This window comes from Asticcacaulis solisilvae (assembly GCF_017875235.1).
GTDB classification, from domain to species: Bacteria; Pseudomonadota; Alphaproteobacteria; order Caulobacterales; family Caulobacteraceae; genus Asticcacaulis; species Asticcacaulis solisilvae_A.
In genome coordinates this window covers 161,822-187,360 of sequence record NZ_JAGGMI010000011.1, presented here as the reverse complement: position 1 = coordinate 187,360, position 25,539 = coordinate 161,822, and the positions used below count along the sequence as shown (strand labels likewise).

The following is a 25,539-nucleotide window of genomic DNA, read 5'->3' as shown; positions in this document are numbered from 1 at the left end:
CTCAAGGGCGGTTTGTTCGGCTGACGGCGCTTTGAGCATACCTCAATGAATCAGAAACCCCCGACTTACGCCAGAGGTTTGTCAGCAGTCTGAGCGGGCCTGACGGCCCGCTTTTTTTGTGCCGATGAGGCCGGCGCACGACCAAGGAACTATCTATGCTGAACTGGCTTTACAGACCCTTTGAACGGCTGATCGATCCGTTCCGGCCGCACGACGACGCGACGCCGCCGACCGGGCTGGTCGCCTATGTCTGGACCTATCTGCGCCAGGTCTGGCCGGTCTTCGCGACGGTGATTTTCGTCGGACTGCTGGCGACATGCGCGGAAATCATGGTCTTCCGCTTTATCGCCGAGATCATTGATATCCTGACGGTGGCGAAGCCCGGAGCGCTTTGGGCGCAACATGGCCGGACCTTTGTCATCATGTTGCTGACGGTCGCGGTGGCCTGGCCGCTGCTGGTCATGGTGCAGTCCCTGATCCTGCAGCAGGGCCTGACCAGCAACTTCCCCGCCCTGATCCGCTGGCAGTCGCATCGTTATGTCGTGCGTCAGTCGATGACCTTCTTCGCCAATGACTTCGCCGGCCGCGTGGCGTCCAAGGTGGCCGATACCGCGTCTTCGGTGCGCAACACCCTGGTGACGTTGAGCGACACCTTTCTCTATGTCGTGGTCTATTTCACCGGCGCCTTCGTCATGTTTTTCGAAGCCGATGTTCGCCTGGTCGTGCCGCTGGTCATCTGGTGCGCCGGCTATGGGCTGATCTGCTGGCGGTACGTACCGCTGCTGTCGAAGGCTTCGGAAGAGGGATCCGAAGCGCGCTCGGCCCTCGTCGGCCGGCTGGTCGACAGCTATACCAACATCCAGACCGTCAAGCTGTTCGCCGAACCGTCGCGCGAAGACGCCTATGTCCGTGACGCTCTGGAGTTCAACACCGCCAAATGGCGGGTTCAGCAGCGCCTGATCACCCGGCTCGACATCATGGTCAACTGGCTGAACATAGCACTGCTGGTCTCGACGGCGGTCCTGGCCATCTGGCTGTGGAGCCAGGGCGCGATCAGCGTCGGCGCCATTGCGCTTGTCGGCGCCCTGACCCAGCGCATCCTCAACATGTCGGGCTGGATCATGTTCCAGGTGACCAACCTCTTCGAAAACATCGGCACCATCCAGAACGGCATCGAAACCATCTCCCAGCCGCACAAGGTCACCGATGCGGCGCAGGCCGGAACCCTGGCCATCCGGCACGGCGAGGTCCGTTTCGACGCAGTGCGCTTCATGTATGGTGAAGCCGGCCAGGCCGCGCTCGACGGCATCGACCTGACGATCCGACCGGGCGAAAAGATCGGCCTGGTCGGGCCCTCGGGCGCTGGCAAGTCGACCCTGGTCAATGTCTTCCTGCGCCTGCACGACCTGACGTCCGGCTGCATCCTGGTCGATAACCAGGACATCGCGCAGGTGACGCAGGACTCCTTGCGCGGCCATATCGGCATGGTGACTCAGGACACGTCGCTGCTGCATCGCTCGATCCGCGACAATATCGCCTATGGCTGGCCGGAGGCTTCGGACGCGGCGATCATCGAAGCCGCGCGCCGCGCCCACGCCTGGGACTTCATTCCGGAGCTCAGGGACAACAAGGGCCGCAGCGGGCTCGACGCCCATGTCGGCGAGCGCGGCGTCAAGCTGTCGGGCGGCCAGCGCCAGCGCATCGCCATCGCGCGTGTGCTGCTGAAAAATGCGCCGATCCTGGTTCTGGACGAAGCGACGTCGGCGCTCGATTCCGAGGTCGAGGCGGCGATCCAGGACAGCCTTCTGGAGCTGATGCGCGGCAAGACGGTCATTGCGATCGCGCACCGGCTGAGCACCATCGCGCGCATGGACCGTCTGGTGGTCATGGAGGCGGGACGGATCATCGAAAGCGGCACGCACGCCGAGCTGATCGCGGCGGGCGGACTGTATGCGCGGCTGTGGGCGCGCCAGACCGGCGGGTTTATCGCGGCCTAATCCCTTCTCCCCGCTTGCGGGGAGAAGGTGGTCCGGAGGACCGGATGAGGGGCAAATCGCGCGTTTAGGTGCTTGTTGAAAGAGCCCCTCACCCTAGCCCTCTCCCCGCAAGCGGGGAGAGGGGACAATCCTACAATCCCGCGATCCGCCAGAAGGTCACGATCCACAGCGCTAGCAAAGTGATCACGGCCAGGGCGAAAACGGAAAGCCGCACCAGAACGTGATTGATCGTCAGGTGCAACACTGTGTGCGCGGCACGAAAACCGACAAACAACCAGGCCAGAATCAGTTCAATCTGTGTCACGGCGTCATCGGCGAACAGGATCAGGCACACGACATAGAACAACACCGGCAGTTCCAGCAGGTTCATGTAGTTGCGGTTGATGAGGCGCGCGGTTTCGGGCACGCTTTCCGCTTCACCGTACTTGAAATCGCTGACCCGCGCCTTGCCCGTGCGCACGGCGATGACCCGTGCGAACGGCATCAGGTTCAGCACGATGAAGGTCAGGGCGGCCATCGCCGCCACCGGCCACAGGATCAGGTGTTTCTCAAGCATCGCAGGTCTTCCGAAATATGCGCGGCAAAGCCTGCCATGATTGAGGTCGATGCACCAGAGCCGTATTTCCCATTGCACTTTGCCGGTCGGGGTTTTAGGACACAGACGCGAATTTCCAAGGAGTGACGCATGTTCGGCTGGGGCAAGAAGTCCAAGGACAAAAACCGTCCGCAAACCGGCGCCAATTTCGAGACGCCCGAGGCCATTCAGACCGGGCCGTCCGGCAACGAGCTGCCATCCACTCCCCCGACCCCTCCGGAGACGAAAAGAATGTCCACGACGCGCAGCGAAACCGATACCTTTGGCCCGATCGATGTGGCATCCGACCGGTATTGGGGCGCACAGGCGCAGCGCAGCCTCGGCAACTTCAAGATCGGCTGGGAAAAGCAGCCGCTGCCTATCGTGCGTGCCTTAGGGATCGTCAAGCGCGCCGCCGCCGAAACCAATATGGCGCTGGGCAAGCTCGACACGAAACTCGGCGCCGCCATCATCCAGGCCGCCAATGAGGTCATCGAAGGCAAGCTCGACGATCACTTCCCGCTGGTCGTGTGGCAGACGGGTTCCGGCACGCAGTCGAACATGAACGCCAACGAGGTGATCTCGAACCGCGCCATTGAAATCCTCGGTGGTGAGATGGGCTCGAAGAAGCCCGTTCACCCGAACGATCACGTCAACATGTCGCAGTCGTCGAACGACACCTACCCCACGGCCATGCACGTCGCCTGCGCCGAAGAGATCGTCCACCGCCTCCTACCGGCGCTGCAAACCCTGCGCAACGCGCTGAACGACAAGGCTGAGGCGTGGAAGGACATCATCAAGATCGGCCGCACCCACACCCAGGACGCGACGCCGCTGACGCTGGGGCAGGAGTTCGGCGGCTATACCCAGCAGCTGACCAATGGCATCGAGCGTATCCAGCAGACTCTGCCGAAGCTGATGCAACTGGCGCAGGGCGGTACGGCCGTCGGCACCGGACTGAATGCCCCGATTGGTTTTGCTGAAGGCGTGGCCGAAAAGATCGCTTCGATTACCGGCCTTGGCTTCACCACGGCGCCGAATAAGTTCGAAGCCCTGGCTGCCCACGACGCCATGGTGTTCAGCCACGGCGCCATCAACACGGTCGCCGCTTCGCTGTTCAAGATCGCCAACGATATCCGCTTCCTGGGTTCGGGCCCGCGCTCGGGCCTGGGCGAACTGGCCCTGCCGGAAAACGAGCCGGGCTCATCGATCATGCCGGGTAAGGTCAATCCGACACAGTGTGAGGCGCTGACGCAGGTCTGCGTGCAGATCTTCGGCAACCACGCCGCCCTGACCTTCGCCGGTTCGCAAGGCCATTTCGAGCTGAACGTCTTCAATCCGGTCATGGCCTACAACTTCCTGCAAAGCGTGCGCCTGATGGCCGACGCGGCGATCTCGTTCACCGACAACTGCGTCGTCGGCATCGAGCCGCGCCTCGACAATATCAAGCGCGGCCTGGAAAACTCGCTGATGCTGGTAACGGCGCTGAACGGTCGCCTCGGCTACGACATTTGTGCCAAGATCGCCAAGACGGCCCACAAGAACGGCACCACCCTGCGCGAAGAAGCCGTCGGCGGCGGTTATCTGACGAACGAAGAGTTCGACCAGTTCGTCCGTCCGGAAAACATGGTCAAGCCGGGCTAGACCCTTGGACTATGATGCCGCCGCCTTTGCTGAGCGGGGAGCGGTTCTGTTTCCCGCCGTGCTGGACGCTGAAGCCGTAGCGGCACTGGCCGGAGACTTTGATCCTGTTCTGGCAGGTGGCCGGCCGGGCAGGCGCCTGACCGGTGGCCGTTGGGCGGGTCTGCTGCACGACGGGCCACTGGGCCGGATCGCGGCTGCGATTATTGGCGATAGCGCGCAGCCTGTACGCGTGATCCTGTTCGATAAGACGCCCGAGACCAACTGGGGCGTCGCATGGCATCAGGATCGCACTATTGCTGTGCGCCAACGCAAGGAAACGAAGGGTTTCGGCACCTGGTCGGTTAAGGACGGGATTGTCCATGTCGAGCCACCGATAGACATCCTCGATGGCATGGTAACGCTGCGTCTGTATCTGGACGACTGCGGCGACGACAATGGCCCTCTGAAACTGGTCCTGGGCAGTCACCAGCTTGGCGTCATTCCGGCGGATCGCGCAGCCGGCCTGGCAGAAGTGTTGCCGGTCCAAGTGTGCACAGCGAAGGCAGGTGATGTCTGGGCGTGCGCAACGCCGATCCTTCACGCTTCGGAAGCGGCGTCAAAGCCTGGCCGCCGCCGGGTGCTGCAAGTCGACTACGCCGCCGTGAACCTGCCTGAAGACCTGGAGTGGCGTGGTGTTAACGAAGGTGACTCGCCAAATGCCGCGGGTGAGGTATAGTCACCCGTCAACACATGGGGGAGCTTTGACGATGCCGCGCTATGTCGATACGGCCCTGAGGCCTGGCGAAAAGATCATTTATAACGCCAGGGTGCACTGGGCGATTTTCATCTCGCCGATTCTACGTTTCATTGTCTTTGGCGTGGCTTTGGGTGCCGTCTTCTTCTTCAATCTCGCCCAGGTGCTGGGTGCCTTCGTCACCGATCTCGCCCCCAAGTTTTTGAAGGATAGCGGCTGGTGGCCGGGGCTCGTTCCCGAAGCTATTATTGTCATCGTGTTCGTGTGGGTGACGTTCGGCAGATTGATCGACGCGCTGGTCTACTACTTCAATTCCGATTTCGTCATCACGGACCGCCGCGTCATCGCCAAGTTCGGCCTGTTCTCGCGCTCCACCTCCGAACAGCGTCTGTCAAAAGTCGAGTCCATTCAGGTCTATCAGAGCTTCCTCGGCCGGTTGCTGAACTTCGGCAGCATTCAAGTCACGGGCACCGGGTCGTCGGAAACAGCTTTCTTCTTTATGATCGATCCGGTGGGAGCCAAGCACGCTCTGGAAGAGCAGCTTGACAGGGCGCGGGGCGATAGCCACGAGAGCTAAGCGTGCAAACCAGTAAAGCAAAAGGCGCAGAGGGGGATCTCTGCGCCATTATTCATGTACTGGCATGGTCCTTGGTTTAGATCGTGCCGATGGTGAGCAGGGCGGTCGCCATCAGAAGGGTCATGGCGAACAGGCCGGCGACGGAAGCGATATTGAGGGTCATGATTGGGTCTCCTTGGTTGGTGTGACAGGGACCTTATGCGCTTCCGGCGTGTATAGTTCAAATTAATACCAAGTCATGAACTCGATTTAATATAATGAAATCAATAAGTTAATATTGCGGTTTTGTAATGTTCGCACGTGCGGCAAAAGTCGCTGCGTTTACAGAAGGTTGTGTCCCGCGCAAACAAAAACGGCGGCCCGGGGAGCCGCCGTTTTGCACGGGGTGATGGGCCGGATCAGTTGCCGATATGCATTTCGCCGGAACCGACCATGCGCGACTGTACCGGGCCCGTGGCCTTGACGATGCTGACATCGCCCGAGCCATTGTTGTCGATATTGACCGAGCCCGCGACACCGCCGAAGCTGACGTCGCCGGAGCCCGAACCGCGGATGACGAAATTGTTGGCATGTCCGTCTTCGATGTTGACGTCGCCCGAGCCCGACATGTCGAGCGCGGCGGCGCCCAGCAGGCGGCCGATGTTTACGTCGCTGGCGCCATTGTTGACCAGGCTGAAATTGCCGCCGATGTGCTGGACGCTGAGGTCGCCCGAGCCGTTCAGGCCGGCCTTGAGCGACCGTACGGTCCCCAGCGATACGTCACCCGATCCCTGGTTCTTGATGTCGACATCGGCTGCGTTCTGGGCCGAGACATTGCCTGAGCCGCTGACGGTCAGTTTCAGCGACCGGACGGTGTCGATGGCGATGGTGCCCGATCCGAGATTGTCGATGATGGCGTCGCCGGCCTGGGTGACGCGGATATTGCCCGAGCCGGCATCGATGATGTTGAGCGGGCCGGCGACCGGCGCCAGCTTCCAGTTGCCGCTGCCGTTCAGGATGAAGTCGAGGCTCTTAGCGGGGCCAACCTGGCCGAAGACATAGGCGCTGTCCTTGACGACGGCGTTTTGCGGCACACGGACAAAGACGAGCGGCAGTTCATTGATATCGACCTGGCCGACGCCGGAGACGAAAACCGAACCGCGCATCGGGTTCGCGCTGTCGTCGAGATTGATGCGCAGATTGAGGTTCACGCCGCGCGACTTTGACAGGTGCCCATTCAGCACAGTCGTCTGGCCGCGCTTTGACACCATCAGGGTCGGTACCTTGGCCTTGCCATAGCGGACGCGAATGTCGACATCGCTGCGCTCTTCCGGCGTCACGACGACGCGGGCGACCATGTCCTTGAATTCGACCTGTGGGCCGTCGGACAGAAGGCGCATCTGCGCGAGTGCGCCGGTGGCTGCGGTCAGCGCCACGGCGCTAACCAGGCCGGCAGCGCCAAATTGCCAAAGGGATTTTACGCGATTACGCATTTTACTCTCCAGGTGCCGTCGGGGCTCAGGGAGTCCGGGCGGCTGTTGTCCTAAGAATGCGGCCCGGGAAGGCTGAAATCAAATTAAAATCGAGTCATGAAGCAATTGTAAGAGTTGCCGTTACCTTAGGGAAGGGCGGGATTTGCTTTACCGCTTGTCCACAATGGTCTTGCCGACCGGCGCCAGCGCCAGTTGCGCCAGCTGGATATCCTTGAGCGCAAACGGGATGCCGATGATGGTGATCGCTTCGCCGATGGCGATGAGGACATGGGTGAGAGCGATCCACCAGCCGGCGAAGACGAACCATACGATGTTGAGGACCATGCCGAGGCACCCCGTTCCGAGGTCGCCTTCGCCGTTATAATTTTCACGATTGACGATCTCGCGGCCGAAGGGCCAGAAGACGAAGCCGGCGATGCGCCACGCCGAAAAGGCCCACGGCAGGCCGACAATTGTGATGGCCAGGATGGCGCCGCCCAGGAGCCAGGCGCAGCCGGCCACGAAACCACCGAAAACAAGCCACAGAATATTGAGCAACAACGCCATAGGTCTCTCCGAAGCGGAACGGGTCTAGGTTCCGGTCGTTGAATTATAGGGCGTCTGCGCGCGGTGACATGTTAAATTTCGTTTATTCGGATGGACGCGCGTCGATGGTACTGATACGCATGAGACAGTTCTTGTTGGACGGCATATACTCGGGTTAGAAAGTTATCGAACTCCATATGGTCGCCTATCCTTATGAGGGTAAGGACATAACAGGCATAAAATTTCACATTGGATTGGTAAATACTTTAATTGCATCAAGTGGCGGTGTAGTATGCGCAAGTTATTGAAGCGAGCTCATGTGGCAGCAGCGGCCAATCCCATAAATGGGAGTTTGCGGGAGATTTTTCGAAAATGACAGAGATAGTCAATCTCAACAAGGCGCGAAAAGCCAAGCGAAAACAAGTGCAAATCGAGACAGCGGAAAAAAACCGTGTTATTCACGGTTTGCCGGGCAAAACCCGAAAACTGGAGCAGGAGAAGCAAAAACGGCTCCAAGCGCAGTGGGAAGGAAAGCGTTTAAATACGCCCACTCCAATAAATGGGGTTGACGAAGAACAATAAAAGTCCGCAAATTCGTACCACCTGAAGGGTCAAGGTCAAATAGTACCAGGAAAACTATGCGACGGCGGCCGTGAAGGTGAAAGCAGGGGATGCAACACACATCTTGCCTGAGGGGGAGCAAAGGTCATGAATCCGGGAGAAAGTCATGCCTGGCCTAAAAAAAAGATCGGTAAACCTGGCCGGACACGCCACATCGGTCGCCTTGGAACCTGAGTTCTGGGCGGTCCTTGAGACCATGTCAAAGGAACGGCGAATCAGCCTTGCTGCGCTTATCGCAGAGCTCGACTCGCGACGCGGCGAAAGCCTTCTGGCGTCCTATTGCCGGTTGTCTGCGCTGTCGCACGTTCAGAATGCCGGACCGGCCAGGCGCAAACGCGCCTAGCCTTATGTTTGCGCAGGGGCGCAATCGACTGTGCAACGGCCGGAAGCCTGCTTCCGGCCGTTTGCCTTTCCGCTGACAATGCGCGATCAAGCCATGTGTCGAAACGAAATTCAGTGTGGCCAAAAGTGTGCGGCGGTTTCCGACAAAATAATGCGACAAGCAAAAACTCCACATAAAGCCATTGGAGCGGAACATAAGGCGTACTAAATTGCGCGAATGGAATCGGTAACCACCAAGATCAGTGAACTGGCCAGCCCGCGCGGCGTGCCCAATGCCACCATGTTCGAGGGCCTCAACCCCGAACAGCTCGACGCCGTCCGCAGCACCGAAGGTCCCGTGCTGGTCCTGGCCGGCGCCGGCACCGGCAAGACGCGCGTGCTGACGACGCGCATCGCCCATATTCTGCAGTCGGGCTTGGCGCGGCCATGGGAAATCCTGTGCGTCACCTTTACGAATAAGGCGGCGCGCGAAATGCGCGAGCGGACTGAGCGTCTGGTCGGGCCGGCGGCGGAGGGCCTGCGCAATCTCGGCACCTTCCACTCGATCGCGGCGCAGATCCTGCGCAGCCACGCCGAGGTCGTCGGCCTGAAGTCGAGCTTCACCATCCTCGATGACGACGACCAGGTGCGCCTGATCAAGCAGATCTTCGAGGCCGAGAATATCGACCAGAAGCGGTGGACGCCAAAGTCGTTCGCATGGCATCTCGACGCCTGGAAAAACAAGGGCCTGTCGCCGGACAAGGTCAAGGGGGACGGCACCGAATTCGCCAATGGCAAGGGCCAGAAGCTCTACGCCATGTACCAGGAGCGCCTGCGCATCCTGAACGCCTGCGATTTCGGCGACCTGCTGCTGCATAATCTGAAGCTGCTGACCGAAAATCCCGACATCCTCGAACGTTACCACGCGCGCTTCAAATACGTGCTGGTCGACGAATACCAGGACACCAACGTCGCCCAGTATCTGTGGCTGCGCCTGTTGACCAATGCCTCGCGCAACCTGTGCTGCGTCGGCGACGACGACCAGTCGATCTATGGCTGGCGCGGCGCGGAAGTCGACAACATCCTGAAGTTCGAGCGCGACTTTCCAGGCGCCAAGGTCATCCGACTCGAGCGCAACTATCGCTCGACGAAACACATCCTGGGCGCGGCGTCAGGCCTGATCAAGGCCAACAGCGCGCGCCTGGGCAAGACGCTGTTCACCGACCAGACCGGCGGCGACAAGGTGCGCGTCCAGGGCATCTGGGATGGTGCGGCCGAGGCACAGTTCGTCGCCGAGGATATCGAGCGGCAGAAGAAGTCCGGCCGGACCTATTCGGACATGGCGATCCTGGTGCGCGCCTCGTTCCAGATGCGCGCCTTCGAAGAACGCTTCGTCATGCTGCAGATTCCGTATGTGGTCGTTGGCGGCCCGCGCTTCTTCGAACGCGCCGAAATCCGCGACGCCATCGCCTATCTGCGTTTGATCCAGTCGCAGGACGACGACCTGGCGTTTGAGCGCATTATCAATGTTCCCAAGCGCGGCATCGGTGACGCCACTGTGCAAAAGCTGCTGCAGCAGGCGCGGCTGTCGGGCCAGAGCGTCATGACCGCGGTGCGCGACCTGGTCGACACCGACGAACTGCCGACACGCACCCGCACGCCGCTGATCGCCTTCCTGCGCGACTACGACCGTTGGGTCGGTTTGTCGAAATCAATGAAGGCCGAGACCGTGCTCGACACCCTGTTGTCCGACAGTGGTTATTACGACATGCAGCGCGCCGACAAGACGTCGGGCCAGACGCGTCTTGATAACCTGAAGGAACTGGGCGACTCGATGGCGGCCTTCGACAATCTCGAAGCCTTCCTGGAGCACGTCGCGCTGGTCATGGACCTGGAGCGCGACAGCGGCCAGAACAGCGTCAAGCTGATGACGCTCCATGCGGCCAAGGGACTGGAGTTTCCGGTTGTCTACCTGCCGGGCTGGGAGGAAGGCATCTTTCCGTCGCAGCGCTCTATGGACGAGGGCGGCCTCAAGTCGCTTGAGGAAGAGCGGCGCCTGGCCTATGTCGGCCTGACGCGGGCGCGCGAGGAGGCGAAGGTCAGCTTCGTCGCCAACCGCCAGGTCTATGGCCGCTGGACGAACCAGATTCCGTCGCGCTTCGTTGACGAATTGCCCATCGATCATGTCGAGGCCTCGTCGCAAACCGGTTATGGCAATCAGGGCTGGACGTCGCAGCAGTCGCGCTGGGACCGCGCGGGTTACGAGCCCAACTACACCAAGCGCGAAGCCTCGCCATCGGCGCCGGCCCACAGCAATCTCAGCGGTGTCGACATGTCGCGCCTGGCGCCCAAGCCGACCCCGCATCGCCAGCCGGTAGCCGCCAAGCCGCAGGGCAAGAACATCATCGTCGGCGAACGGGTCTTCCACATCAAGTTCGGCTACGGTCTGGTCGTTGAGGCCGATGGCAACAAGCTGGTGGTTGATTTCGAGACCGGCGGCGAGAAGAAGGTCATCGACAGCTTTGTCGACCGGGCGTGATGGACGCAGAATGGATTTCCCACGGTAAGGTGCGGGCGCGCGAGACGTCTGACGGGATCGAAATCCTGATCGACGGGCTGACGACGCAAGGAAAGTACTACAAGCCGTTGGTCTATGAATTCTTCCGCAAGCAGTGGAAGGGGAGCCGGGCCGCCTGGGGTGACCATGCCGTGGAAATCCGCATGGAGCACATCGGCGATCCGCCGTGGATGGACCTCGACAATCTGGCCAAGGCCTTGCTCGACGCGATCAAGGGCTTTGTCTTTCACGACGACAGCCAAGTGGCGCGGTTGCTGGTCGAACGGTTTCCGGGGGAGCGGGAGCAGATTACGATCAAGGTGTATGCGTTGAAGCGCTAGCGCGGATAAACTTACGGGGTGTGGGGCCTGCGGCCCCAAGACTTATCTATTCCAAAAGGAAAGCCTCGCCCTTTAGGGGGCGGGGCTTTTCTTTTGGATCAAGAAGGTTTTGTGGGGTCGCGGACCCCACACCCCATAAGCTCATCCGCCTAACAGTTCACGCAACGCCTTGCCGTTATCAATCGCATTACCGTGGTAGTCATTGTTGAAATAGACCCACACCCGCCTGGCGCCGCTATCTTCTATCCGTTTCGCCCAGTCGGCCAGTTCCGCATCGGAATAGCGGTAATTGTACCACGCGGTCGTCCCATGGAACCGGACATAGATTTCGTCGGCCGTGCGGATCAAATCGTCGGGCAGCTTTGGCCCGCTGGTGGCGCAGAACATGATGCCCGCGTCGCGCAAGACCGCATAGACCTCCGCATTCCACCAACTGGCGTGACGGAACTCGACGACATTACGCCGTCCAGGCTGAAGCTGCGCCACGATCGACCGCAACAGCTCCGGGTCATACTTTACGCTCGGCGGCAGCTGAAACAGCAGGCAGCCCATATGTTCGCCCAACAGGTCGGCGACATAGCCGAAATCCTCGACCAGCCCGGCCGTATCCTCGAACCGCCGGATATGGGTGATCAGCTCGTTGGCCTTGACGGTAAAGACGAACGGTGTCTCCGGCAGCCCCTTCATCCACGCCTTTACGCCGGCAACCGTTGGCCATGAATAGAAGGAGGCGTTGATCTCCACCGTATCAAAGGTCTCGGCATAATGCGGAAACCACTGGCTGGTTGGCATCTGGCTGGGGTAGAAGATGCCTTTCCAGTCCCAGTAGAACCAGCCCGAACAGCCGATGTTCAGCCGCGGCAACTCGACGGATACCGGCGCGATGGGATGTTCCAGCCGGTACTTGTGCATCTTCTCGGCGCGCATCGGGTTGGCGGCGCGCTGCTTGGCTCTCCGTTCGGCGCGTTTGCTGAGCGGTTTGTCGGTAGCGGAAACGATGTCTGAACTGCTGTCTGCCATGCCCGCAGACTGCCGGTCAAAAAATCAAATCTCAATCGGACTAAGCCCGTCAAAGCGATATGGCGAAAAGTGTAAGCGATTTCGCCTTAATATCGCGACCAAACGAAAACCTAGATCGGAGTGATTGCCTCCACCTGAATCATTCCGATCTAGCGGCTCCAGGCCGCAAGTCCGCCCCACATCGCGATAACGATGACGAACAGCAGCCAGTAGAAGACCAGCGCGCCATGCAGGTACTTGCGCCACAGCGGCCAGTCGTCGCCATAGCGGCCTTCGGCATAGACAAAGACAAAGGTGGCGGCCTGGAAGACCGTCCCGATCGCCGCCAGCAGCGCTACCCAGGCCGCGACCTTGACCGGCGCCGCCGGCCAGTCGCTGAACAGCGACGTGGCGTCGTCAGACAGGCCTTCCAGCCACTGCCGGAAGACGAAGATGGACAGCAGCCACAAGGCGGCGAGGCCCAGAGATATGATGGTCGCCCGCGCCTGCCATTCGGTCGGGCGCTCATTGCGGCCTGGCCGGATCATCAGCGAGGCGAAGACCGCCAGGCAGGTCAACACCATGATTACCGTCATGGCGTGCACGACTTCGGGACTGTGAAAGACGTCGACCCGTTCGTAGCGGCTCATATTGGTCGCGGTCTCGAACGCCTTGACTGTCTTGCCCTGGGCGTCAAACAGGAAGTGCAGGCCGCCGGTCTGGGACGCCGGGCCGGGATCTTCGCTGTCCTGCGGATTGAAGAAACCGCGCGCCGTCGACGGCACGAAGGCCGACAGGCCGTTACGCGTCGTCAGGATCAGCCGCCCGTCGGCGTCGACATCGACCTCGACCGTGTTGATCAGCCGCGTGATCGCGCCCTCCAGCCCGCCATAGGCGCGCCGGGTCGAGACATACTGGCCCTTGATGGCGTTGTAGTAGGCCTTGTTGGCGGCATAGGCCTGCTCCGGCGTGGGCGTCAACGGCGCATGGCCCTGCACGCCCGCCAGGTGCTCGATCAGCAGGTTGGGATAGGAATCGGCCAGGGGCGCGCCGGTCTGCGTATTGGTGCTGATGAAGATGCCGATATTCAGTTCCGGCACCAGCACCATGTTCGAATTGAACCACAGGGTCGAGCCGGCGTGGCCGATCGTCGTGTGGCCCGATGGCGCCTCGCGGATCATCAGGCCCGATGCCCAGCCATTATAACCTTCCGGCATCTTGAGCAGCGGCGTGTGGAAGGCGCGGGCGGAATCGGCATTGAAGAGTTGGACGCCTTCGTACTGGCCGTTGCCGAGCATCAGCGACATGAAGCGCGCCATGTCCTTGGCGGTCGATGAGGCGCCAAGCGCGCCCGACAGCGGCGCGGCATGCTCGAACGGTTGTGGCTCAAAGGTCGCGCCGTCCCAAAGGTATCCCTGCGACAGCCCTTGCGTCAGTCCAGCCGGCATGGGCGGCGGCAGATCCTCGACGTTCGACGCCGGCAGGGCATAGGGTTCACGCAGGGTGGTGTGGTCCATGCCGAGTGGCTGGAAGACCCGCGCTTCCATCAGGCTCGGCACGTCCTTGGCCTGGGCGGTTTGCGTCAGGGCGCGCGCCGCCAGGGCGGGGCCGAAGTTGGAGTAGGAACTGAACAGGCCAGGCTCGCGGACGCGGCGGGGCTTGTGCTGGCGGAAATAGCTGTCAGGCCCTTTCAGGCGCGCCGGGTTCAGTTCGAACAGGTGGCCGAGGCTGGTGTCCTCGAAACCGCTCGTGTGGCTCATGAGGGCGCGCAGGGTCAGCGGCTTGTATTTCTTGCGGTCGCTGTAGACGTCGGCGGTGACATAGGTGCCGATGGGTTCGTCCATCTTGATGCGCCCGGCTTCGAGTTCCTGACGCGCAACGACCCAGGTGAAGGTCTTGGTGATGGACCCCAGGCGGAACAGGCTGTTGGCGGCGTCGACCCGGCGCGCCGGCGAGGTGCGGTCGTAGCCGTAGCCCTTGACCAGGATGGGTGTATTGCCCTGGACGACCGCGACGGTGACGCCCATGACGTGGTCGCGCTGCATGAGAGCGCGCACGACGGAATCGGTGAAGGTCTCGACATCCTCGGCGCTGATGGGCGTCGAGGCGTCGTGCGCCAGCGGCGCCAGGGTCGTCGATGCCGGCAGGGCGGTCGGCGGTGGTGCCGCCACGCCCGGCGCACCGTTAACGGTCGGGAAGGTGGCGGGCGCGCCGGTGGGCTGAGGCGCCGGTTGCGGTGCAACCGGAGGGGCGTTCTGGGGCGCCGGCTGTGTACCAGCCTGAACGGGCGGACGCGGCGCGGTGGTTGTGACCGTTGGGGCCGGAGCGGCGGAGGACGTTGCCGTCGTGGCAGCCCGCGCCGGACGTGGACGTCGCGGCGCCGCGGACGTTGCGCTGGCACTGGCCGAGGACGTGGCCGGTGAAGACGGTGCGGGAGCCGCAGCGGCAGGCGGGGGCGCCGCCGGCGCCGGTTGCTGCGCGGCTGGCTGGGCCTGCGGCACGAAGGGTTTCAGTTCGGGAAGCGGGCGGCCGTCTTGCGGCGCCGCCGGACCGGCAAAGGCGAGGACAGTAGCCAGGCCCGCGCCGGCGAGCGCGCGCGCCAGGAATGTAAACCGGGCCTTCTCACCATGAAAACCCGTGGGCCCTGCCGTCAAACGCCGCCATTTCATCTGTTTCAAGGTCCGCTGCTTGTCCGCCGATTACGCGCAATCCAAGCTTAAGAAACTATGCGATTCTGCTGTGGTTCGCCCGACTTTTTTGGCGAAATCTATTTCTTGCGAAACTGGTCCAGCGAAACGATCTTGGGGCCGTCGGCCTCGTCCTTGGCGCCGTCGGTTTCGCTGATCGCCGCCGCTGCCGTCTCGGCTTCGCCCATGGCCGGGTCGAGATCCTGGGTCAGGGCCGCCGGATCGTCGGCTTCGAATTCCAGCATGAACTGGGCGTGCGGATCGTGGAAGCGCGAAATCGCTGCGTATGGCACGGTCAGGATCTTGGGCACGCCGCCGAAGGTCAGGGTCACGCGCATGAAGTCCTCGGCGACGCGCAGGTCGCGGAACTGATGCTGGAGGACGATGGTGATTTCGTACGGATAGCGCGCCAGCAGGTCTTCAGGGATCGATACGCCCTGACCGCGCGTCAGGAAGGTGATGTAGAAGTGGTGCTCGCCGGGCAGGCCTTCCGGAGACGCCGCGCGCAGCAGGGCCTGGCGAATGACGCCGCGAAGCGCATTCTGGGTGATGGAAGCATAGTCCATCAAATCGACAGGGACCTGGTCTTCGGACATGGGCGGCAGCATAAACCTAAAGGGATTGGAGCAGAAGCAGGCTTATCACGCAGCCCGCAAAACGGAACTAAAAAAGTTCGCGGCGGGACAAAAATGCGTTATCTCGCGCGTTTATTTCGCTCGCGGCCATGCGCTTGCGCGCAGGCCTTAAGCGGACGCGGCGGATAGCCGCCGGCATCCGGTCGGATGCTGTTGGCTCTGAACGACACCAAAAGGCTGGCTTCGTGCTTTGCGTCTGAGTTGGCGAGGGAAAGGTGGCAGGCTTCTGTTGCAAGGCGCCTGCCGGGCCCCGCCTAGGGGGCTTAGTCCCTAGGAGTTTAGGTGGAACTGCCTAACCGCATTACGCGGCCAGGGCTTGCTCCGAAGCGAAGTTATCGTTCGCAGTTATAAAATGGGCCGATCGCGGGAGCCCATGCCGAGGGAAAGCTTCACCTTTACACGCCTGTCGATGCTGATCGGCCCCATAAACCCCTAAGCCGGGTGAAATGGTGGAGCCGCCGGGAATCGCACCCGGGTCCAGTTCGCTTATTACGTGGGCGTTTATCCCCATAGTCCGGTTGCCCGAACACAACCAATATAGTGCGTCCCTGCCACAGTTGAAAGCCCCCGGATTGGAATGATTTAGGGAAACATTGTCCTTTTTAGTCCAGCACCAGTTCGCGCAGCTTCAGTTCGGCCTGGCGCTCGGCTTCACGCTGCGCCCGGGCCAGGCGTTCGGCCTCGACGGCGCGTTCCTTGAGCACTGCCAGGGCCTTCCATACGCTGGCGACCTCGTCCTTCGCCTCGCCGGCTTCCTTCTGGGCTTCCAGCGGCAGTTCGTAGTCGCCCTTCGAAGTGCGGATGATGGCCGAAGCCAGGGCGCGCAAAGGCTTGGTGATGAACTGTGCGATGATCCAAAGCGACAGGATCGCCAGCAATATTATGCCGGTGAGGCAGGCAATCAGGAATTCGAGCGCGCGCTGGCGATTGAACTGGTCGGCGCGCTGTTTGGCGATGCTGAGATCGTTCAGGGTTTGCTGGACGATCCCTTCGACCTTGCCCTGGAAGGCGATGCGGTCGCTGCGCGAACCGGTGGACCTGGCATAGGCGGCTTCCATCTTGCCGGAGCCCGCCAGGTGCGCGACGTCCCGGCGCAGGGCGATGAAGGCCGCGACGTCGCCTTCCATGCCAGAGACGAGGGAGGCTTCCTCACCTTTCCACAGCTTCATCAGGACTTCGAGCTCATCGAGGTTGCGGTTCAGTCCGCCCACGAACCCCTGCAGTTCGGCATCGCTGCGGGCGATGTAAAGGCCGCGCGTTTCCATGACGACGTTGCTGACTAAATGGTTCAGGCGCTCACCGCGCCAGGCGTTTTCATAGGCGCGGTCGTAATCGCGCATCATGCGATTGTAATCGCCGATCGTCGTCAGGCCGAGAAATGTGACGATGAGCGACATGGCGGCGAAACAGCCGACAAGGGCGAGGATTCTGGCACGAATGGACACGGGTACGCTCCCTGCAGACGGGTCTGTCCTGTCAGCATAACGCGAAATGATAAGCAAAATGTTAGAGCGATATGCCAAAAAGTGTGCAGCGGCTTTTGGCCAAATATCGCAATAAAACAAAAACCTAGAGCATGATGCGGTGCGACTTAAACGCATCATGCTCCAGGCGCGTCCCGGCCAGCGAGATACAAAAAACCCGGATCGCGCGGGACGATCCGGGTCTTGGTACTCAGCGGGGGCGAAAGCCTTAGGAGGCGACGCCGTCCAGCTTGGTGGTGCGTTCCAGCTTCGGGCTGATCAGGTGAATGGCGATCACGGCGATCAGGTAGACCGAACCGGCGATCCAGAAGATCGTCTTGTAGGAGCCGGTCGTTTCCAGGATGAAGCCGACATTCTTCGACATCAGCATGCCGCCGATGGCGCCACACATGCCGCCGAAGCCGATGATCGAGCCGATGGCGGCGCGCGGCACGGTGTCCGTCGGCAGGGTGTAGAGATTGGCCGAGAAGGCCTGGTGGGCGGCGGTGGCGATGCCGATGATCAGGACGGCGGTCCACAGGTCCTTGACGCCGTCGAGCAGGAAGACCGGCATGACGAACAGGGCGAAGATGAACAGGGTCAGCTTGCGCGACAGGTTGACGCTGATACCGGCCTTGAGCAGAGTCGAGGACAGCCAGCCGCCGGCCACCGAGCCCACGTCGGACATCAGGTAGATGGCGATGATGGGCAGGCCGAAGCTGGACAGGTCGAGGCCGTAGTTCTTTTTCAGCAGGTCGGGCAGCCAGAACAGCCACACCCACCAGATCGGGTCGATCAGGAACTTGCCGATGGCGAACATCCAGGTTTCCTTGACCATGATGACCTTGCTCCACGGCACCTTGGCCGTCTTGTCGGCAGGATCGCTTTCGATCAGGGCCAGTTCGGCGGCGTTGACCTTGGGGTGCTCCTGGGGCTTGCGGTACATAAGCCACCACGCCAGAAGCCAGATCATGCTGCCGATGCCGGTGACGAAGAAGGTGGCGCGCCAGCCCCAGCCGAGGCCGTCCATCTGGACGTGGTAGCTGCCGAAGGTCATGTTGACGCTGGCCAAGGTAATCAGCGGGACGGCGAACGGCGCGACGATGGCGCCGAGGTTCGAGCCGGCATTGAAGATGCCGACGGCAAGCGCCCGTTCCTTTTGCGGGAACCATTCGGCGATTGCCTTGAGGCTGGCCGGGAAGGCGCCCGATTCACCTATGCCCAGCGCAAAGCGGGCGACCATGAACTGCATGGCGTTGCCCACGAAGCCCGTCAGGGTATGGGCGACCGTCCAGATGGCGAAGGCGATGCCATAGCCGGCGCGGGCGCCGATGCGGTCGATAACGCCGCCGAAGGTGACATAGCCGATGGCGTAGGCCGTCTGGAACCAGAAGACGATATCCGCGTAGGTCTGTTCGGTCCAGCCCTGTTCAGGGCCGACCGTGTCCTTCAGGAGCGCGAAGGTCTGACGGTGGGTGTAGTTGATGACCATCGCCACCAGCAGCAGGATACAGATAACCCATCTGTACTTGCCCGGTTTTAGCGATGACGCGGCGGCGGAGTCCTGCGGCATTCGTTTTCCCTATAATAGCAACTTCTGTTGGCCTTTAACCCAGGTGTAACCTGTTTTTTTATGGCTGCATACTAGCCAGGAAATGACACCGGTGGCAAGACAAATTAAAAACAAAAATAGTGTAATAAATCATACAGTTGTTTTACTGGTAAAACCACCTCACGCCCATGATCAGGCCAAAATACCGCATGGCGGGAATTGTGAGCGGATATTTCCCTGGGCATTTTTCCGGGTTAGGGCAGGCGCAGTCTCCCGGTACAATTTGACAGGCGATACTTGCGCGCTTGGTTAATCAGGCGCATAGTTAAACCTACGCGGGTAAAAAATCCGCACAGGGGGAGCATGGCGGCATATAGGCCGCGCTTTAATTGCGTGCCGCGTTAGCGCGATAAGGCCTGTATCTCCGAACGGTTTGCGGCCCACATATCCCGCTGAAGCAAAAGCCTGGTTCGGATCCCCGAAATTATTCCGATTCCGAATTCTCAAGTCCTCGTACCGCCCCGACCGGGGTTTTCTTTAACCGAGTGAACGGAGACGAGCATGCCCGATACCCTTGCGATCCCGACAACCGGGGCGACCTATATCAGCCAGGACAATCTGAAGATATTTTACCGGTCATGGTTGCCCACGGGCACGCCGCGCGGCGTTGTCCTCCTGTGCCACGGCTTCAATTCGCACAGCGGTCAATACGGCTGGCTGGCGCAACAGCTTATTCTGGCCGGATTTGCGGTCTATGCCGGCGACATGCGCGGACGCGGCCGATCCGACGGCGAGCGGTTCTGGGTCGACCGGTTCAGCGACTATGTCGCCGACGTCGCGGGCGTGGCCGATATCGCCATCGCGCGGCATCCGGGCCTGCCGCTCTTCGTCCTGGGCCACAGCGCCGGTGGCGTGGTCAGCGCCGCCTATGTCCTCGACAACCAGGACAAGGTGAAGGGCTTTATCTGCGAAAGCTTTGCCTATCGCGTGCCGGCGCCGCCGGGAGGCCTGGCTATTGTCAAGTTCCTCAGCGCCTTCCTGCCTAAGGCGCCGGCGTTGAAACTCAACAATGCCCACTTCTCGCGCGATCCCGAAATGGTTCGGCAGCTGAACAGCGATCCCTTGACCCTGAACGAAACGCAATGCCTCAAAACCGTGGCTGAGATGGTGCGGGGCGGGGATCGCCTGCGCGTCTCGTTTGGGCGGATTACCGTGCCGACCCTGATCATGCATGGTACGTCCGACAAGGCGACCCTGCCGGCCGGCAGTAAGGAATTCTATAAAAACTCCGGTGCGAAGGACAAGACGCTGAAGCTGTACGAAGACCACTACCACGACCTGTTCGCCGATACCGGCCGCGAAAAGGTGGCGGCCGAGACGATCAGCTGGATCGCCGGCCGCCTCCTTTAGCAAGACCTGGCCTGATAAGGCAAAACAGCAGATAGCCGGCAAGGCCCGAAGCAAGCGAACCGCACAGGACGCCGATCTTGACGGCGTCCTGTGCTTGCGGGGCTGTCGGGAAGGCGAGAAGCCCGATGAACAGGCTCATGGTGAAGCCGATGCCGGTCAGGACCGATACCGCATAAAGCTGCGGCCAGGTCGTGCCGTCGGGCAGGCGCGCCAGCCTGAGCCGGATTGCCAGCCATGACGCCGCGAACACGCCCACCTGCTTGCCGAAGAACAGGCCGGCCGCGATGCCAAGCGGTATGGGGGTCAGCAACATGTCCGGCGTAAATCCCGCCAGCGAAACGCCGGCATTGGCAAAACCGAATATGGGGACGATCAGAAAGGCCACCGGTTTGTGCAGGGCGTGCTCCAACCGGACCAGTGGCGAATGGTGGTCATCCTCCTGCCCCTTATGCGTGTGCAGCGGTATGAACAGAGCCGTCGCCACACCCGCGAGGGTTGCGTGGATGCCGGACTTGAGGACAAAGAACCAGACAAGGGCGCCGACAGCCAGATAAAGCCACAGCGCCTTGACCTTCAGGAGGTTGAAGAGCAGCAGGACCGCCAGGCCGGCGACGGCGCAGCCCAGCCACAACAGGGACAGGTCGGCCGTATAGAAGACGGCGATAACGACGACGGCGGCCAGGTCGTCGATGATGGCCAGGGCGGTCAGGAAAACCTTCAGCGCCACAGGCACGCGCGACCCCAGAAGCGCCAGGACACCCAGGGCGAAGGCGATATCGGTCGCGGTAGGTATCGCCCAGCCGCGTAACGACTCCGGTGAGGTGCGATTGAACAGCAGGTAGATCAGCGCCGGCACGATCACCCCGCCCGCCGCCGCGATGCCGGGAAGCGCCCGGCGTGGCCAGTCGGACAACTGCCCGGTCAGCATCTCGCGCTTGATCTCCAATCCGACCATCAGGAAGAAGACGGCCATCAGGGCGTCGTTGATCCAGTGCAGGAGGCTCAGGCCACCGACATAGATGTGAAGCGTGTGAAAATAGGTTTCGGCCCACGGCGAATTGGCGATCGCCATGGCTGCTGCTGCGGCGGCCATGAGAATGATCCCGCCCGCTGCTTCGCTGTTCAGGAAAGCGGCGGTCATGCTTACGGTCTTGCGGATCATGCTGGCGACTCCTCTCATGGCGTTACCATAGGGATTTTTGCCCGGCACACACGCAAAATCGACCTGTAATCCCCTCTCCCCGTTTACGGGGAGAGGGTTAGGGTGAGGGGCTAGCTGTAGTCGGAACAAGACCTTGAGTGGTCATCGGACAGCCATGAGTCAATTAATAGCTGAGGCTGCCCCTCATCCGGCCTATCGGCCACCTTCTCCCCGCGAGCGGGGAGGAGGAAAAGCAAAAGCCCCTCCCGCGAACGGAAAGGGCTTTTTTGTCGATTGGATATAACCGAAAACCTTAGTGGTTGTCGCGGGGCAGGCCCATGGTCTGGGCGATGCGCTGGAAGTCCACCGCGTCCTCCAGGCAGGCGCCCGAGCCCATCTGGCCGACATTGGCACGCTGCATGGCCTGCCACGGCGTCTGGCTCTTCGGATACTGGTAGCCGCCGGCGGCTTCGAGCGCATCGCGGCGCGCCTTCAGCTCTTCGTCGCTGATCTGGACATTGACCGTGCCCTTGTTCAGGTCGACGCGGACGCTGTCGCCGGTCTTGAGCAGAGCCAGGTTGCCGCCCGCCGCCGCTTCCGGCGATGCATTCAGGATCGACGGCGAACCCGAGGTGCCCGACTGGCGGCCATCGCCGATACAGGCCAGGCTGGTGACGCCGCGCTTGATGAGGTAGGTCGGGGCGCGCATGTTGACGACTTCGGCCGCGCCCGGATAGCCGACCGGACCGGCGCCGCGCATGAACAGGATGCAGTTCTCGTCGATGCCGAGGCTCTCGTCGTCGATGCGGTGGTGATAGTCTTCCGGACCGTCGAAGACGACGGCGCGGCCGACAAAGGCCTCCGGATCGTTCGGGTTCGACAGGTAGCGTTCTCGGAATTCCGGCGAAATGACGCTGACCTTCATCACGGCCGAATCGAACAGGTTGCCGGACAGGACGCGGAAGCCGGCGCGGGTCTTCAGCGGCTGGTCGAACGGCTTGATGACATTGACGTCTTCGGTGACCGCGTCCCTGCAGTTCTCGCCGATCGTCTTGCCATTGGCGGTCAGGGCGTCTTCCCTGATCAGGCCCTGGTTCATCAGCTGCTTGACGACGGCGGGCACGCCGCCGGCATGGTGATAGTCTTCGCCGAGATATTCACCGGCGGGCATCAGGTTGACCAGCAAGGGGATTTCCTCACCGTATTCCTGCCATTCCTCGACCTTCAGGTCGACGCCGATGTGGCGCGCCAAGGCGTTGAGGTGGATCGGGGCGTTGGTCGAGCCGCCGATGGCCGAGTTAACGCGGATGGCGTTGATAAAGGCGTCCTTGGTCAGGATGTCCGACGGCTTCAGGTCTTCATAGACCATGTCGACAATGCGCAGGCCGGTCTTGTAGGCGCATTCCTGGCGGTCGCGGTGCGGCGCCGGGATGGCAGCCGAATAGGGCAACTGCATGCCGAGCGCTTCGGCCAGGCTGTTCATCGTCGTCGCCGTGCCCATGGTGTTGCAGTAGCCGGTCGACGGCGCAGAAGACGCCACCAGCTTGATGAAGCCCTGATAGTCGATCTCGCCGGCGGCCAGCAGTTCGCGCGCCTTCCAGACGATGGTGCCGGAGCCGGTGCGCTGACCCTTGTACCAGCCGTTCAGCATCGGGCCGACGCTCAAGGCAATGGCCGGGATGTTAACGGTCGCCGCCGCCATCAGGCAGGCGGGCGTGGTCTTGTCGCAGCCAATGGTCAGGACAACGCCGTCCAGTGGATAGCCGTACAGGACTTCGACCAGGCCGATATAGGCCAGGTTGCGGTCGAGGCCCGCGGTCGGGCGCTTGCCGGTTTCCTGGATCGGGTGAACCGGGAATTCCAGCGGAATGCCGCCAGCCTCGCGGATGCCGTCGCGGATGCGGTCGGCAAGGGCGAGGTGGTGGCGGTTACAGGGGCTGAGGTCCGAGCCGGTCTGGGCGATGCCGATAATCGGCTTGCCTGACTGAAGCTCCTCCAGCGACAGGCCGAAGTTGAGATAACGCTCAAGATAGAGCGCGGTCATGTCGGCGTTCGACGGATTGTCGAACCACGCGCGCGAACGCAAAGGAACCTTGGGCGTGCGCGAGGGCTTGCTGGAGGAGGTCATCAGATGTCGGACTTACTTTACGGTGTAGAAGTGGTGGACGGTGGTTTGGGTATAGGTCTGGCCCGGATCGAGACGCGTGGTCGGGAACTTCGGCTGGTTCGGGCTATCCGGATAGCGCTGGGCTTCGAAGGCGACGGCCTGGTACTTGGTCAGCTTCTGGCCGCCCTTGCCGGCGATGGTGCCGTCCAGGAAGTTGCCGGTGTACATCTGGATGCCCGGTTCGGTCGTCGAGATGGTCATGCCGCGGCCCGAGGTCTTGTCCTCGATGGTGACGGCCAGCTTCGGCGTCGCCGTGACACCGCCACGGATGATGTAGTTATGGTCGATGCCCTGGTTACCGATGACGATCTGCGGGTGGTTCGACGTGATGCGCTCGGAGATAAGCGCCGGCGTATTGAAGTCGAACGGCGTGCCCTTGACCGGCAGTTCGGCGTTCGGGATCAGCACCTTGTCGACGGCCAGGATGGCGTCGGATTCGATCTTGAGCATCGCGTCGGTCGCCGGGCGCGTCGCCGGAATGCCACCGAGGTTGAACAAGGAGTGGTTGGTCATGTTGACCACGGTCGGCTTGTCGGTCGTGGCCTTGTAAGAGACGGTCAGGTCGTTGTTTTCATTGAGCGTATAGGTAACTTCGGCGGTCACCGTGCCGGGGTAGCCTTCTTCGCCGTCCGGCGAGACGTATTGCAGGGTGACCGAAGCGGCATCGCCGCCCGACTTCACGTCCTTGATCGTCCAGTTACGCTTGTCCCAGCCCTTGACGCCGCCATGCAGCGCCGTGGCGCCATTGTTGTTTTTGGCCAGCGTATAGGTCTTGCCGTCGAGGGTAAACTTGCCGCCGGCGATGCGGTTGGCGTAGCGGCCGACGGTGACGCCCGTGTAGTTCGGGGTCTTTTCATAGCCTTCGATATTGTCATAGCCGATGACAATGTCGGCGGCCTTGCCGTCCTTGTCCGGGACCATCAGGTCCTGCAGCGTGGCGCCGTAGGAGATGACGCGGGCGGTGACGCCCTTGGAATTCTTCAGTTCAACGGCCTGGACCTTGGTGCCGTCGGACAGCGCGCCCCATTCGGCCTGCGTGGCCGTGGCGCCCGCGGCGGCTTCGGTCTTTTCCGCCGGCTTCGAGCAGGCGCCGAGCGCGATCAGGGCGCTGAGCGTGCCGACAAGGGCAGCCTTCCTGAAGGCTGAGGTGGAGGTCATCATCATGGTGCGGTCACTCCTTGAGATTGCGCTCCGCTCTTCCGGCGGGCGAAGTCACGTCATAACCCCGGCTAATTGGTCAGACAATATAAAAATACTACATATCGCCGTTTGGCATCGCTTTTTGAGATTTTCGCGCAAATCTCAGTGTGCAGCGGCCTTTTGCGTGTCCTGCAGCGCCATGCGGATGAGTGATTCCATGCACCAGCGCGCCGCACTTCCGTCACCGGCCGCGATGGCGTCGAATACCCGCTCGTGGTCTGGGACGGGATCGCGCGTCAGGGCATTATGCCGCGCCTTATAGCGCGTCGTCCACGCGACCGCCGCCTCAATGGAGCTTGAGAGAGAGACCAGGGCCTCGTTCTGCGTCGCGCCGATCAGGGTGCGGTGGAACTCGCGGTCGGCCTTGCGCCCGGCTTCGGTCTGCAGCGTCTCGCGGGCCATGATGTCGAGCGAATTGCGCATGGAAGCGATATCGGCGTCGGTGCGGCGCTGCGCGGCCAGGTCGGCCGCGGCGGGTTCGGTGATCAGACGCAGTTCGAACAACGCCTTGATGAAGTCCTGGCTTGGCTCGGTGTCGAACATCCAGCCCAGCACTTCCGGATCGAGCAGGTTCCAGCGCGCCCGTTCAGTGACGCGCGTGCCGGTCTTGGGACGGCTCTCGACCATGCCCTTGGCGGCCAGGATGCGGATGGCCTCGCGATAGGCCGAACGCGAAATATCCAGCGACGACGACGAATCGATCTCGTTCGGCAGGGTCTCGCCCGACTGGTAGACGCCCTTGAGGATATCGACGCCCAGCCGGTAGGCCAGGGCGCCGTGCAACCGGCCCTGGTTCTGATAGGGCGGAGTCTGCGAAAGGGTCGGGTCGCTGCGCAGGGGATGCGCGGCGCTGCCCTTCAGACGGCCTTCGGTCGGCGGCAAGGTCGCGGACGGCTTTTTCATATGTTTGTCATGCCACCTAA

At 61.7% G+C, this 25,539-nt stretch carries 21 protein-coding genes and 1 other RNA gene; 9 read left to right on the top strand and 13 right to left on the bottom strand.

Annotation, left to right across the window (positions count from 1 at the left end; all coding sequences use genetic code 11):
• Positions 1–155: 155 nt before the first annotated feature.
• Positions 156–1,997 (top strand): ABC transporter ATP-binding protein, encoded by a 1,842-nt coding sequence (locus J2X24_RS17580; RefSeq protein WP_209724493.1) that lies wholly within the window; start codon positions 156–158, stop codon positions 1,995–1,997.
• A 130-nt stretch (positions 1,998–2,127) separates the two neighbouring features.
• Here J2X24_RS17580 and J2X24_RS17575 read toward each other — a convergent pair whose 3' ends face one another.
• On the bottom strand, positions 2,128–2,553 hold the full coding sequence (locus J2X24_RS17575) for an MAPEG family protein (protein ID WP_209724491.1): 426 nt from the start codon (positions 2,551–2,553) through the stop codon (positions 2,128–2,130).
• 270 nt (positions 2,554–2,823) lie between these two features.
• On the opposite strand from J2X24_RS17575, the gene fumC reads away from it, so the two are divergent.
• Genes fumC through J2X24_RS17560 form a run of 3 tightly spaced genes read left to right on the top strand, consistent with a single transcriptional unit; the run spans position 2,824 to position 5,525 of the window.
• Positions 2,824–4,215, top strand: coding sequence for a class II fumarate hydratase (gene fumC, locus J2X24_RS17570; RefSeq protein WP_209724520.1), 1,392 nt, complete (start codon positions 2,824–2,826; stop codon positions 4,213–4,215).
• A gap of 4 nt (positions 4,216–4,219) precedes the next feature.
• Positions 4,220–4,930: a phytanoyl-CoA dioxygenase family protein gene (locus J2X24_RS17565; protein WP_209724489.1), complete on the top strand. Its 711-nt coding sequence runs from the start codon at positions 4,220–4,222 to the stop codon at positions 4,928–4,930.
• Positions 4,931–4,961: 31 nt separating this feature from the next.
• The gene (locus J2X24_RS17560; protein WP_209724487.1) at positions 4,962–5,525 is read left to right on the top strand and encodes a PH domain-containing protein; all 564 of its coding nucleotides are present in this window, start codon (positions 4,962–4,964) and stop codon (positions 5,523–5,525) included.
• A 398-nt stretch (positions 5,526–5,923) separates the two neighbouring features.
• Here the strand turns inward: J2X24_RS17560 and J2X24_RS17555 are convergent, their stop codons facing one another.
• Positions 5,924–6,997, bottom strand: coding sequence for a GIN domain-containing protein (locus tag J2X24_RS17555; protein WP_209724485.1), 1,074 nt, complete (start codon positions 6,995–6,997; stop codon positions 5,924–5,926).
• Positions 6,998–7,144: 147 nt separating this feature from the next.
• Positions 7,145–7,543, bottom strand: a complete 399-nt coding sequence (locus J2X24_RS17550) for a YccF domain-containing protein (RefSeq protein ID WP_209724484.1) — start codon at positions 7,541–7,543, stop codon at positions 7,145–7,147.
• A gap of 351 nt (positions 7,544–7,894) precedes the next feature.
• On the opposite strand from J2X24_RS17550, the gene J2X24_RS17545 reads away from it, so the two are divergent.
• The 4 genes from J2X24_RS17545 to J2X24_RS17530 all read left to right on the top strand — a co-directional run bounded on the left by J2X24_RS17545 (position 7,895) and on the right by J2X24_RS17530 (position 11,362).
• Positions 7,895–8,104, top strand: a complete 210-nt coding sequence (locus tag J2X24_RS17545) for a DUF4169 family protein (RefSeq protein ID WP_209724482.1) — start codon at positions 7,895–7,897, stop codon at positions 8,102–8,104.
• A gap of 145 nt (positions 8,105–8,249) precedes the next feature.
• Positions 8,250–8,486, top strand: coding sequence for a ribbon-helix-helix domain-containing protein (locus J2X24_RS17540; protein WP_209724480.1), 237 nt, complete (start codon positions 8,250–8,252; stop codon positions 8,484–8,486).
• A 216-nt stretch (positions 8,487–8,702) separates the two neighbouring features.
• Positions 8,703–11,003, top strand: a complete 2,301-nt coding sequence (locus tag J2X24_RS17535) for an ATP-dependent helicase (RefSeq protein WP_209724478.1) — start codon at positions 8,703–8,705, stop codon at positions 11,001–11,003.
• Positions 11,003–11,362, top strand: a complete 360-nt coding sequence (locus J2X24_RS17530) for a RusA family crossover junction endodeoxyribonuclease (RefSeq protein ID WP_209724476.1) — start codon at positions 11,003–11,005, stop codon at positions 11,360–11,362. The genes J2X24_RS17535 and J2X24_RS17530 overlap by 1 nt, the downstream gene beginning before the upstream one ends.
• Before the next feature lie 141 nt (positions 11,363–11,503).
• On the opposite strand, the gene J2X24_RS17525 is transcribed toward J2X24_RS17530, so the two are convergent.
• From J2X24_RS17525 to J2X24_RS17500, 6 genes are all read right to left on the bottom strand, one after another.
• Positions 11,504–12,382, bottom strand: coding sequence for a DUF72 domain-containing protein (locus J2X24_RS17525; protein ID WP_209724474.1), 879 nt, complete (start codon positions 12,380–12,382; stop codon positions 11,504–11,506).
• Positions 12,383–12,531: 149 nt separating this feature from the next.
• Positions 12,532–15,030: a serine hydrolase domain-containing protein gene (locus J2X24_RS17520; RefSeq protein ID WP_209724518.1), complete on the bottom strand. Its 2,499-nt coding sequence runs from the start codon at positions 15,028–15,030 to the stop codon at positions 12,532–12,534.
• A 98-nt stretch (positions 15,031–15,128) separates the two neighbouring features.
• Positions 15,129–15,644, bottom strand: a complete 516-nt coding sequence (locus J2X24_RS17515; protein ID WP_209724472.1) for an SspB family protein — start codon at positions 15,642–15,644, stop codon at positions 15,129–15,131.
• 253 nt (positions 15,645–15,897) lie between these two features.
• Positions 15,898–16,250, bottom strand: a transfer-messenger RNA (tmRNA) gene (gene ssrA, locus J2X24_RS17510).
• A gap of 35 nt (positions 16,251–16,285) precedes the next feature.
• Positions 16,286–17,128, bottom strand: a complete 843-nt coding sequence (locus J2X24_RS17505) for a methyl-accepting chemotaxis protein (protein WP_209724470.1) — start codon at positions 17,126–17,128, stop codon at positions 16,286–16,288.
• 247 nt (positions 17,129–17,375) lie between these two features.
• Entirely contained in the window at positions 17,376–18,719 is a 1,344-nt protein-coding gene (locus tag J2X24_RS17500) for an MFS transporter (RefSeq protein WP_209724468.1), read from the bottom strand.
• A gap of 540 nt (positions 18,720–19,259) precedes the next feature.
• Here J2X24_RS17500 and J2X24_RS17495 point away from each other — a divergent pair.
• Positions 19,260–20,108 carry an alpha/beta hydrolase gene (locus J2X24_RS17495; RefSeq protein WP_209724466.1) on the top strand — a complete coding sequence of 283 codons (849 nt, stop codon included), beginning with the start codon at positions 19,260–19,262 and terminating at the stop codon, positions 20,106–20,108.
• Here J2X24_RS17495 and nhaA read toward each other — a convergent pair.
• The 4 genes from nhaA to J2X24_RS17475 form a co-directional block, all read right to left on the bottom strand.
• Positions 20,080–21,270, bottom strand: a complete 1,191-nt coding sequence (gene nhaA, locus J2X24_RS17490; RefSeq protein WP_209724464.1) for a Na+/H+ antiporter NhaA — start codon at positions 21,268–21,270, stop codon at positions 20,080–20,082. The genes J2X24_RS17495 and nhaA overlap by 29 nt on opposite strands.
• 292 nt (positions 21,271–21,562) lie before the next feature.
• Positions 21,563–23,377 (bottom strand): IlvD/Edd family dehydratase, encoded by a 1,815-nt coding sequence (locus tag J2X24_RS17485; RefSeq protein WP_209724462.1) that lies wholly within the window; start codon positions 23,375–23,377, stop codon positions 21,563–21,565.
• 12 nt (positions 23,378–23,389) lie between these two features.
• Positions 23,390–24,580, bottom strand: coding sequence for an aldose epimerase family protein (locus J2X24_RS17480; protein WP_245344837.1), 1,191 nt, complete (start codon positions 24,578–24,580; stop codon positions 23,390–23,392).
• 138 nt (positions 24,581–24,718) lie between these two features.
• Positions 24,719–25,519, bottom strand: coding sequence for a FadR/GntR family transcriptional regulator (locus J2X24_RS17475; RefSeq protein ID WP_209724460.1), 801 nt, complete (start codon positions 25,517–25,519; stop codon positions 24,719–24,721).
• Between the last annotated feature and the right edge of the window lie 20 nt (positions 25,520–25,539).